The following is an 11,404-nucleotide window of genomic DNA, read 5'->3' as shown; positions in this document are numbered from 1 at the left end:
GAAATCACCAGCGGCAATTAATGGCCAGAAAAGCAAAAAAACTAGACTCCGCCTGTATAAAGGCAGGATTCTAGTTTTTTGGCATGCAAAGATGTCGAAATAGAACACTGCCTTCATAGTCCAGTCATTTACGGTGACCGGGTAGAAACTTTCGAACCATATTATCGAGGATATACGAAGGATGCTAACGAACTCTATTATTAATTTGACATCATTTTAAACCTTGTTGATGAAGCGGTCAACCAGTTGTCCTTTTAATTAAATTTTCCCATAATTCTCTCATCTTCACCCAATCTTCCTGATCGGGCTTGTGACCATATAATGTGCGTTCATAACGATTGGTCAAACTCGTCATTTCATAGGTTCCAAAGAAGGAATCGATATAACGCGAGAACCCTCTGAGCGTCTGACCGTCCTGCATTTTTAATCCATATCTTCCTAATTGTTTCACCAATGAGATATAGGCTTCGGAATAAACATCTTCCGACTTTCTTCTCCGGTAATACAAAATCAGGAAGTAAGGAAGCCAGCGCCTTCTGTAAATGTAGGCAAGTGCAGCAGCCACAGCCAAAAGTATGAATCCAATCAGGATTTTACCCCAGTTTTCTGCAAAAAATGTTTTAATGTCGTCCCAAAGATCCTTGATAGAAAATCCACTTTCATTTGTTGTTTCATCCACTTCAGGTTCCAGTGGTTTTTTAGGCGTCTCCTTTTCAGGTACCGGCACCTGATCTTCTTCAGCATCTTCAAGATCCAAATCATACTCATACGCTATGTTGCTGTTGAATCCGACGGTTGGTTCAAATGGAACCCAGCCGACTTCAGGGAAAAACACCTCAACCCAGGAGTGCGCATTATTATTCGAAACTTCATAGAGCTTGTACTCTGAATCGATTTGGCGCCTGTAATCCCCTTCTGTATACCCTTTTACCCAGCGGGCGGGAATACCGAGGGATCTGACCATGACGACCATCGAAGTCGAGAAGTTATCACAATATCCCCTTTGCGTTTCAAACAGGAACTGATCGACATAGTCCTGATTTTCTTCCGGGACCGCGACGTCGAATTGATCATAGACAAACGCCTCTTTTTCAAAATACCCTTCAATGGCACGGACTTTGTCATACCAGTCAGCTTCGTCCTGGGTGATTTCAACCGCTAAATCCTTTACCCTTTGCGGGGTGGATTCAGGTATTTGCGTGTATCTTTCCACAAACTCAGGAACCTGCATCACTTCCTGTTCTGCGTTCGCCGCCCTCATCCCTTTTTGAGAATAGGAAGGGTAACGATAATCGAGAGTATACTCTTCTAATCTTACAGACTCCCCGGCTTCATCAAAGCTTCTGATCTTCTCATTGACAGGCATGAATTCGAACGAACCTTCTTCATTTCCAGTCACCTTTTCAACCCCGTAAGGATAGACCACATGAGGATACGCTTCTTCAATCATGACTTTTTCAGTTTGAAGCTCACGTTCCTCATTTTTTGGATTGAGGGAAAATGGAAGTTCTTCATCCGAACGGAAAGGGACTCCTGCCTCCTCTTCCATGGACTGCTCCCACCCTTTTCCCGTATATAAATCTTTGGTTTCGATTCTCCAGTAATGTTCCCTGGCAACCTCAGCAGTGAAAACGATAGTCGGATCGCCGATGAAAGGGCCGCCAAGCTTTGAATCGTCCGTATCGTAGCCGAGCTTACTCACACCTTGGAGTCCGCCGGAACCCTCCGCAAATGATTTAATATACGGGACCGGATCCGGCCAGATCGGGTCGGCCTTAGGTGCGGCAAAAGCGACAACTGAGCTGACTCCAAGCAGCACCGTCAGCGGCACGATCCACCGGTGCCTGCTCATTTTTGATCCGAGCAGCTTTTCACCCTGGATCAACCGCTCAAGCGCGAGCAGTCCCATAAGCAGGAACCCAAACACAACGATACGTATGATCGCTTTGTCTCCTTCATACACCGTAAACGTATCCATGACGCTTATATACGTAACCGTCATGATATAAAAAAGCAAAATCGCTTTCCTGACCGACAGCCAGTAATAAATCAGATACGTCATCAGCCACAGCAGGATAAAGAACAGCAGGCTTCGATAGACGAATGACAACCCTGACCAATCCCTGCCAATCGTGAGACCCAAGTTATGCCATAGGTCTTTAGCGAATACACCCAGCCATGCGAGATCGAACAAGGATCCCGGAATATAAAGGGCATGTAAAGAGATCATGATAAAAATAGTTTTAACCATGCCCGACAGCAAATAATGCACCCCAAAATAGGAAAGTGTCAGTGACAATGCAATAAAAATAATAAAATACGTCAAATCACCTGTATCGGTTACAACCTTCAAAGGTTTCAGCCACTCCCACAAAAGCAGGAACCCGAACAGATAAATTAAGACGGAATAAAATCGGTTGGCAGATGCTTTTCCGCTCATGCTCGCTTCACCTCCGAAAAGGCAGTTGAGAAATCGCCGTCATAGCATACCTTCAGCCAAATCCCGCGTGAAGCTGCATATGCTTTTAATGCTTTTTCCTCAGATGTGTAGGACTCCCCTTTTGACTTAACGAGGAAAATCACGACTGAACTGTTGCGTTTTGAATAATTATTGACACTCATGATCATTTTTTTCGAGACGGACGCTGTAACGAAAAAGACAGCGGCAGACTGAGAGTAGTTCAACCCTTCACCCTGAAGTATTTTCCCTAGTGTAAAGCGGCTGTCCGGCTGGACCGTCGCCAAATGATAGAAGAGCTGCCCTTGATGCTCTTCACCGCCTCTTATCGGAAATGATTGATGTTCCTTCCCGATTGAAACCAGTCCAACCTGCGCCCCTTTTTTGATAATGGAGCGAATGACAGAAGCAGTGAAGGTGACCATCGGTTCAAATACAGAGGAATACTCACGGTCAAGAACGATAAGTACATCGTGCGACTGGCGTTCTTCAAATTCCTTCGTCATCAGTTCATTTGTCCGGGCGAAGGATTTCCAATGAATCCAGGAAAAGCGGTCCCCCGGCTGATACGAACGGACACCCGTCGCCATCGTCGTATCCTTCTGTATCTTCACATTCGATGAAGTCATCCCTTGATCATAGCGGTTCTCAAGCGGTCTGTAAGGAACCTCCACGAATGAAGGATAGACGAGCAGCTGATCCTTGCATTCTATGACAGCGTCTTTTTCAAATACCCCAAAGAAGTCACCCGTCTTAAGGCGCACCGCAGAGTAAATATGTTCACCGCGGGGAAGCTCGTCTATGTAATAAGACAGCTTTATTTCCTTCCTGAATCCCGGATATATCATCGATTTTGCTTTTTGAAATTGAGACTGCTGGAATAGAGACTCTGTTACCACATCTTCAAGAATCATATAAAACAGCGGAAAAGGGAGCTTCCTGCGCAGCGTCAATGTCACCTTAAGTTCATCCCCCGCTTTGTATTCCACAGATTCAAACCTTCGCTCCACATAAAAATCGGAAAGGGGGTACATGAATACAAGCAGTGAATACAGAGCAAAAGGCAGGAAGCTGTAAAATAGAAACCAGCTCACAAATCCACCCTGAAACATCGCAAATATAAACGTGATGGCAATTAAAAGAAGAAGAAGCAAAAGCTTGCCTATCGGCTTAAGTATCTTAAGTTTGTTCTTCATACTATCTCACAAGCCTTTGAACCGGTACGGGAATGCGCGCCATCACTCGCTCCACCACTTCTTCAGGTGTGATCCCCTCATAACGGGCTTCCGACTTCATGATGATTCTATGTGCAAATACATACGGCGCAAGGAATTGTACATCATCGGGAACGACATAATCTCTTCCTCTTAGGAATGCATACGCCTGACACGCCTTCATCAATGCAATCGAGCCGCGGGGACTTGCGCCCAGATACACATTCGCATGGATTCTCGTACGGCCAGCAATGTCCACGATATATTTCTTAATGGTATCATCCACCAATACTTCCTTCACTTCTTCCTGAAGGTAACGAAGCTCTTCCAGGGTCATGACCGCCTCCAGCTCATCAATCGGAGGGTTCTTCTGTGCCCGGTGAAGCACTTCCATCTCTTCAGCCGGCTCCGGATATCCCATCTTCATCTTTAAAAGGAAACGGTCAAGCTGAGCTTCCGGAAGCGGATACGTCCCTTCATACTCAATCGGGTTCTGTGTAGCCATAACGAAAAACGGCTTATCGAGTCTGCGGGTATTCCCGTCGATGGTCACACTTCCTTCTTCCATCCCTTCAAGCAGCGCTGACTGCGTCTTCGGGGACGTACGGTTGATTTCATCCGCTAAAATGATATTCCCCATAATCGGGCCCGGCCTGAAGTTGAATTCCATCTCCTTCGGGTTGTAGATCGATACACCGATGACATCCGAAGGAAGAAGATCCGGCGTAAACTGAATCCTCTTAAAGCTTGCCCCTACAGACTTCGCAAGCGCCCTGACCATCATCGTCTTTCCGACACCCGGGACGTCCTCAAGCAGCACGTGTCCGCCAGCTAACAAAGCCACTACGCTCAATTCCGCTACTTTTCTCTTTCCAATCATGACTTTCTCTATATTTTCAACGACATTTTGCAGTTTCGGGTTTACTACTTCCTGTGTCATATGACCCCTCCTGTTTCCCTTTTATATGTTTTTTCTCTATAACTATTAATACTTTCGTTTTGATTTCCAAAAATCCTCCATTTTGAGGAAAAAATAATACGAATTTTTAGGAAATTTGTCGTGTGGGGTGGAGTTGGGTACATTTTCTGAGTAATATCTTTTGGAAAAACAGGCGTGCAGGCTGGCGATTGTTAAGGGAATCATGCTTCGTCGGGGAATCTTTGAGTTTTGAACGATAATCTTTTAGTTTCACATATTAATCATCGAGTATGGCTGAAAAATCTTTTAATCTTGATCAAAAATCTTTCGATAACAGGCATTTAATCTCCCAAATAGCGCTCCACCATCCGATTCGTTCCCACCCCAGCTCGTGCACACATAAAAAAAGCCAACTCTCAATCATATGAGAATCGGCTTTTCTTTAGTCTTATTTCCAAAAGTCATCAAACACCGTAATCGGCAGATGACGCTTATGCTGTGATTTCAAGTAGTGTTTCCCGATCGTTTCCCTGGCTTCCTGCGGGACTTCTTTTCCTTCGAGGTAGTCATCAATCTGGTCGTACGTCACACCCAGCGCTTTCTCGTCCGGAATCAACGGCTTGTCATCTTCCAGATCCGCTGTAGGGATTTTATTGTATAGATGTTCGGGACAGCCAAGCTCTTTCAAGAGCGCTTTCCCCTGTCGTTTATTGAGACGGAAAAGAGGTACAAGGTCTGCCGCTCCGTCACCGAATTTCGTATAGAAGCCTGTGACCGCTTCAGCTGAATGGTCCGTACCAAGTACGACACCATTCTTCATCGCCGCAATCGCGAACTGAACCTTCATCCTTTCACGTGCCTTTTCATTCCCTTTGACAAAATCGGACATCTCGATGCCTTCCTTCTTCAAAGAGGAAAAGCTGGCATCCACTGCAGGCTTGACATTAACAGTCATTGATACTGACGGCTTGATGAATTCCACGGCATCGATGGCATCCTGGGCATCACCCTGCTCACCGTAAGGAAGACGGATCCCATAGAACGCATAGTCATCCGATCCGGTTTCTTCATTCAGTTCGTCTACTGCCATCTGGGCAAGTTTCCCTAATAAAGTAGAGTCCTGACCGCCGGAAATGCCGAGCACCATACTTTTTAAAAATGAATGTTTCTTTAAGTATTCTTTCATGAAATTTATACTGCGGCGTATTTCCTTCTCGGGATCGATATCGGGAGTTACCATCATTTCATCTACAATCTGTTTTTGAAGAGAATCCATACTTTCACACTCCATGTTAGGTTTTATTACATCTAATTATACCTGTTTATCTTACCCCATCTCAACTCCTATTACCTGCCGGAATGGAACCGTTCCTTCACTTCGGCTTTCACCTTCTGGATGAGGTTCATCTTGTTCGTCCAGCACTCATCGCTTAAGTCCACCGGATATTCTTCAGGGTTCATCGAACGCTTGTATTCATCCCAAAGCAGCTCCAGGTTCTCGTTGACAAACTCCCTCATTTCCTGAAGGGAAGGTGTTTCATATACCAGTTCACCATCTCTGAATACATCGGCATGCAGCTCTCTCGCTTCAAAATTCGTCACAAACTTGCTGATATACGTGTGAACCGGATGGAACATCTTGACACGGTCTTCGTTTTGGGGATTTTCATGCTCAAGCGTGATATAATCCCCCTCTGATTTATGATTAACCTTATTGATGATGCGATAAACCTTTTTCAATCCAGGAGTCGAAACTTTTTCCGCATTGCTGGAAATCTTAATGGAATCCTCCATCTCCCCCTGTTCGTTCTCGATCGAAGCAAGCTTGTACACAGCACCGAGCGCCGGCTGATCATACGCCGTGATCAGCTTCGTACCGACTCCCCATACATCAATCTCTGCCCCCTGGGCCTTCAAATTTAAAATCGTGTATTCATCCAAATCATTGGAGGCAATAATTTTTGTTTCAGTAAAACCAGCTTCATCCAGCATTTTTCGCGCTTTCTTGGATAAGTAGGCCATGTCGCCGCTATCCAGACGGATCCCCTTAAAATTAATCTTATCACCAAGCTCTTTCGCGACCTTTATTGCGGCCGGTACGCCGGATTTCAACGTGTCATACGTATCAACCAGGAACACGCAGTCCTTATGGCTCTCAGCGTACTTATGGAATGCAGTGTAATCATCCTGATACGCCTGGACCAAAGAATGGGCATGAGTACCTGATACTGGCATTCCGAAAATCTTCCCTGCACGGACATTACTGGTGGCATCGAATCCGCCGATGAAAGCAGCACGTGTCCCCCAGATCGCGGCATCCAGCTCATGCGCACGGCGGGTACCGAATTCCATCACCACTTCATCATGAACCACCTGCTTGATCCGGTTCGCTTTTGTTGCAATCAATGTTTGATAGTTAATGATATTCAGGATCGCCGTCTCGAGAAGCTGTGCCTGAGCAAGAGGCGCTTCAATTCGCAGAAGCGGCTCATTCGCAAATGCGAGCTCCCCCTCCCGCATGGAACGGATCGTCCCGGTGAATCGAAGATCCTTCAAATACTGCAGGAACTCTTCCTCATATCCCAGCTCTCTTAAATACTCAATATCACTATCACTGAAATGAATATTTTTCACATACTCTATCACACGTTCCAAACCGGCAAACACCGCATATCCATTCCCAAAAGGCAGCTTTCGAAAGAACACCTCAAAAACAGCCTTTCGATTATGGAAGTCATCATCCCAATAGGCCTTCGTCATATTGATCTGATACAAATCTGTATGCAATGCTAAGCTATCATCTGTAAAATGTGTCATGATTTCTCTCCTTCTACATTCCAACCGTTAGTCAATAAAACCATTGTTTCTATTCTACCCAATTATAGCGGTTTTTCCGAATGTTTTGGTTGGGGAAGGATTTCAAAAGTGTAATATTTCTTTTTCTTTTAACTTGAAGGGTCCCACTGAACACCGCAGTTGATTTCCGTGCAAGACTTCGCTTTCCGCGGGTGACCCGTGAGCCTCCTCGGCTTTGCCTGCGGGGTCTCACATTGGCCACTTCTCCCGCAGGAGTCTTCGCCTTGCACTCCAATCAACTGCTGGAACAAGCCAAAATAACAAAAATATTATTAAACAAACGTTTGATTAGAAAGGCCTCCCTAGCTGTTTTCTGCAAACTGCCATCGAAAGAGAGTTTTATACTAACTGTAATAGAGAGTACCCCAATATTTTGGGCTACTTCTTCGAATCTTTTTAATAGACACTTATCTCGATAGTTCTTGTCCTGAATAAAAACTGGTTTCATTTTCCATTTATTGAAGCTTGTTGTCCAGCTTTATAAAGTTATAATTTTATATAGAAGTAATTGTATGATTTTTCATACTTTTACAATAAAACGAAAAATCTTTGCTGTTTAGGAGGTTGAAATGAGAGAAATTACGCCAGGGTCGATATTATCATCTACTCAGTATGGATACTTAAAAGTCCCAAAAAAGGTCCGGACGCAATGCCCGCTTTGTCGCAAACAAGGAGAATTTTCATTAAAAGCGAATTTTTATCAGATTAAAACCGGGGTTTTCTCAGATGGTATATGTTCTGCGTGCAAAAAACCCTCTACTTTTATTTTAATGATCAAGGAAAATTCAACAAACCAGACGAAAGAAGTCACCGTCCATGTATATGATCCACATGTTACAAATGGTCCTCTCGATAAAATACAAGATAACAAGCGAATTTCGCAGGATCTAGTGAGATCTTATCGCTCCGCTTTAAATGTGAACCAGTCGAATGATCATTCAGCCACGGCGGTCATGACCAAGCGGGTTCTTGAAAGTTTAGTCAAAAACCTGAACGCGGAAAAAGCTAAAAGCCAGACTTTAGCAGAGCAATTTGAGCAGCTGCCGAAGAATGTTGATTTATCATCACCCATCCAAACATTAAGCCAGCTCACCCGCCCGGAAAGCCCATTTTTCCAAATGCTTGAGCTGGAAAAGGAGATCGATGATAAAACAGCAGAACTGCTGATAGAACTGTTAGAAGCTCTGATTGACTATCTCTATGTTGTTCCTGAAAAAATTGAAACGATAAAACAAAAGATTGAAAAAAATTATTGACCTATTTGAAAAAACCACTCAACGACGAGTGGTTTTTTCGAAGTTTTGTAGTTCAGTAAAATAAGACTTCAATCTTTTTAAACAAACGTTTGATTAAACTCTTAATTCTTCAGGTATTTCGGTGTTTCTAAGGAGATCCAGCATTTTATCTTTAATAGCTTCCGATCCTTCCAGTTCCTCCAAAGTGAAGCTTAATTTATGGATTTGCTCGTCCAACCCTTTCTCCCTCAAAGCAAAACGCTGCATGGTTCCCCCAATTTCTTTAGGAACGAAGAATTGGATTTCAACATAAAGGTCCAGACCGTCTTCTTTGATGTCATAAACCAGTTCCACTTCTTTGTACTTGTCCTTGAATTCTTCCGGTGCAAAATATTCGAGCTCATGTGCCAATGCCACGTTCCTCTTTGACAGTGCTGGATATAGAGGGTGGTTGAGTATTCGTTTATCTGAATGCCAGGAGACCTTGAATCCTGGATAATTAATGACTTCTTCCCGGTTTGTTTTCCGGAAGCCCATTTCCTCAGTCAGTACCCTGTTCACATGCGTCACGATTGGATGTTCATGGACATTGATAAAATCCATATCCCTGGGATCAAGTCTATATGGAAGATCGATATCCGTCTGGACCCAGCACTTTCTGTTCCACACATTATTTGGTGTATATAGAGGCACCTTCAATTCAAAAGGCAATATGACTTCATTTTCACCCTTCTGATCCTCCGTCAACTTCATCACCACCGTATTCAACGGCAAGTTGCCAATGCGGTCCTCTCCGGTGGCAAACTGCTGCATAAGAGAAACACTTACTTTCTCTACCTCTTTGAACCCTTTCTTACTTGAGAGCCGGACTTCCCCCATCATTGTATCCCCTGGAGTCACTTCTTCTTCGGTTAATACGGTATCTACGGATATATGTCCGATTGTTCTTGTAATCAGTTTTTTGAACTTAGCATTGCTCAGCGCCTTTTTTTGTTTGTTGAACATTTAGATCTCTCCTTATTAGTAGTTTCATTTTCTTCTAGTTTCTAATGTTTGGAGCAAGATTAGCTTTAAAAACCAATGGCAATCTTCTTTAACCTTCATTTTCCTAAAAACCCCGGTGTAATCAAGGTGTAATAGGCCGCTTCAAAATCTCATTCATCCCATCTTTGTTTTGAACAGAATTACTCTTCATTCACTTATAGAATTAAACTTCTCATTAATCAACCTATTCATTTCTTTGTAAGTAGCTTGATTCATTTTATGGAGATCACTTTCAATGTCCTTCGAGTATTTTACTATATCCGATTGTCTTCCATTGGCTTTATCGGATAAATATTTATGAGCTTGATTAGTTAATTTCCCTTCTGCTTTAAGGTAGAGAATGGCTCCCAAAAGGTTGTTATTTTCTTTTATGTGCTTAGAAGACCAATCACTTGTATATTCAAATATCTCACTTGTGTTTAGATATTCTTGGAGATCATTTTCATTATGTGCTTTCTTTTTCCACATTTCCCATTTATCCGCAATTTCTTCTGCTCGATTGAATTCATCGTTTAATTCATCTAAATCGTAAACGTTGGCGTAAGAACCAGAAGCACTTTCAGCTACCTCCTGCAACTGTTTTTGACCTGCAGCATCTACATCAAAACCAATTATATTCACAATTGGATTTACCTTTGAGTTATGTAATGACTGAGCTGCTTCAACTGGATCTCCATCGCATGTTTCTATTCCATCACTGACTAGGAAAATGATGTTCGTGTTTTGTTCTGAAGGAAATTGCGAGAGATCTTTTTGGGCTTTCTTCAGTGATGCTGCAACCGGGGTCCACCCTTTAGCATTTATACTATTCAGAGCTTTGTTCAATTTGCTATTATCATAGCTTTGAAAATCATAAATCTTTTCGTTTGCTTTACATGACATCTCTTTGTCTGCATCGCTTCCTGTGCCCTTATGACCATATACCCTAAGCGCAACTTTTGCCTCCCTGGGAAGGGAAGATGTAAAGGTATTAATTGCTTCTCTCGCTAATTCCATTTTAGTTCTTCCATTTATCTGTGTCTTCATACTGCCGCTAGCATCGAGTATGATTTCTACATTTAGATTATCCTTGAATTGGTAGCGGGGGTCTTCAATGTCGGGACTCCCAAATGACTTCACTTTCATTTTATCTAACATGACTTCAGGGCCCTTGTAATCTACAGCAAAGAGTGAAAGTAGATAATTCCAATAAGCTTCAAGGAATTCTTCATCTACCTCACCTTCAATTGTTGGAAGTTTTTCTACCGCGTCAATGACTTCTTTATTTCCTTCATCAAAATCTGAATTTGCAAATGGTCCTGCAGGGTAATCTATGACTTCTTCTAACGTCTCAGGAGCATCCGTGGCTGATACTAACTCTGGAAAATTCGAAAGTTGGTCCATATTATCATTCTGTTGTTTCTCTTTTTTGGGTTCAGTTTTTACCTTTGGATCATGGTTATTGCCTTCGGTTTTTTCATTATGAGATTGGCATCCCATAATTATTAGGGATAAAAATAATACCATTGTTATTTTTATATACTTTTTATTCAAATGAATAGCTCCTTTATATAGTAAAAATAAGAAGTGTCTTGTTAGAATTTTATTAATTATAAGCGGTGTGCTTATCAACAATACTATTCTTAAGAGACGTTGGAGTTATACTTTTCATTAATTTCTTTTTCTATACAACCACTTA

8 protein-coding genes and 1 riboswitch are annotated in these 11,404 nt (G+C 42.8%); of the genes, 1 reads left to right on the top strand and 7 read right to left on the bottom strand.

Going from position 1 to position 11,404, the window contains the following annotated elements; genetic code table 11:
* Positions 1–96: 96 nt before the first annotated feature.
* A riboswitch (purine riboswitch) is annotated at positions 97–198 on the bottom strand.
* A gap of 40 nt (positions 199–238) precedes the next feature.
* From HWX64_RS01140 to HWX64_RS01120, 5 genes are all read right to left on the bottom strand, one after another.
* Positions 239–2,440, bottom strand: a complete 2,202-nt coding sequence (locus HWX64_RS01140) for a transglutaminaseTgpA domain-containing protein (protein ID WP_175986561.1) — start codon at positions 2,438–2,440, stop codon at positions 239–241.
* On the bottom strand, positions 2,437–3,654 hold the full coding sequence (locus HWX64_RS01135) for a DUF58 domain-containing protein (RefSeq protein ID WP_175986560.1): 1,218 nt from the start codon (positions 3,652–3,654) through the stop codon (positions 2,437–2,439). Before HWX64_RS01135 ends, HWX64_RS01140 begins: the two co-directional genes overlap by 4 nt.
* Before the next feature lies 1 nt (position 3,655).
* Positions 3,656–4,612 carry a MoxR family ATPase gene (locus HWX64_RS01130; protein WP_175986558.1) on the bottom strand — a complete coding sequence of 319 codons (957 nt, stop codon included), beginning with the start codon at positions 4,610–4,612 and terminating at the stop codon, positions 3,656–3,658.
* A 427-nt stretch (positions 4,613–5,039) separates the two neighbouring features.
* Positions 5,040–5,867 (bottom strand): ammonia-dependent NAD(+) synthetase, encoded by an 828-nt coding sequence (gene nadE, locus HWX64_RS01125; RefSeq protein ID WP_175986557.1) that lies wholly within the window; start codon positions 5,865–5,867, stop codon positions 5,040–5,042.
* A gap of 71 nt (positions 5,868–5,938) precedes the next feature.
* A complete protein-coding gene (locus tag HWX64_RS01120) occupies positions 5,939–7,408 on the bottom strand; it encodes a nicotinate phosphoribosyltransferase (RefSeq protein ID WP_175986555.1) in 1,470 nt (489 codons plus the stop codon).
* 608 nt (positions 7,409–8,016) lie between these two features.
* Between HWX64_RS01120 and HWX64_RS01115 the strand changes: the two genes are divergently transcribed.
* On the top strand, positions 8,017–8,703 hold the full coding sequence (locus tag HWX64_RS01115; protein ID WP_175986554.1) for a hypothetical protein: 687 nt from the start codon (positions 8,017–8,019) through the stop codon (positions 8,701–8,703).
* 93 nt (positions 8,704–8,796) lie between these two features.
* Here HWX64_RS01115 and HWX64_RS01110 read toward each other — a convergent pair whose 3' ends face one another.
* The gene (locus HWX64_RS01110; RefSeq protein WP_175986552.1) at positions 8,797–9,687 is read right to left on the bottom strand and encodes a sporulation protein; all 891 of its coding nucleotides are present in this window, start codon (positions 9,685–9,687) and stop codon (positions 8,797–8,799) included.
* 186 nt (positions 9,688–9,873) lie between these two features.
* Positions 9,874–11,259: a VWA domain-containing protein gene (locus HWX64_RS01105; protein ID WP_175986551.1), complete on the bottom strand. Its 1,386-nt coding sequence runs from the start codon at positions 11,257–11,259 to the stop codon at positions 9,874–9,876.
* Between the last annotated feature and the right edge of the window lie 145 nt (positions 11,260–11,404).

This window comes from Bacillus sp. Marseille-Q1617 (assembly GCF_903645295.1).
Classification (GTDB): Bacteria; Bacillota; Bacilli; order Bacillales; family Bacillaceae_B; genus Rossellomorea.
Note: the sequence above shows the minus strand (reverse complement) of the source record. Positions and strands in the feature narration are given on the sequence as shown.

Bases quoted from the DNA above. Each gene is read 5' to 3' on its own strand.
- HWX64_RS01140 (WP_175986561.1), bottom strand. From the start codon at position 2,440: ATGAGCGGAAAAGCATCTGCCAACCGATTTTATTCCGTCTTAATTTAT.
- HWX64_RS01135 (WP_175986560.1), bottom strand. From the start codon at position 3,654: ATGAAGAACAAACTTAAGATACTTAAGCCGATAGGCAAGCTTTTGCTT.
- HWX64_RS01130 (WP_175986558.1), bottom strand. From the start codon at position 4,612: ATGACACAGGAAGTAGTAAACCCGAAACTGCAAAATGTCGTTGAAAAT.
- nadE (WP_175986557.1), bottom strand. From the start codon at position 5,867: ATGGATTCTCTTCAAAAACAGATTGTAGATGAAATGATGGTAACTCCC.
- HWX64_RS01120 (WP_175986555.1), bottom strand. From the start codon at position 7,408: ATGACACATTTTACAGATGATAGCTTAGCATTGCATACAGATTTGTAT.
- HWX64_RS01115 (WP_175986554.1), top strand. From the start codon at position 8,017: ATGAGAGAAATTACGCCAGGGTCGATATTATCATCTACTCAGTATGGA.
- HWX64_RS01110 (WP_175986552.1), bottom strand. From the start codon at position 9,687: ATGTTCAACAAACAAAAAAAGGCGCTGAGCAATGCTAAGTTCAAAAAA.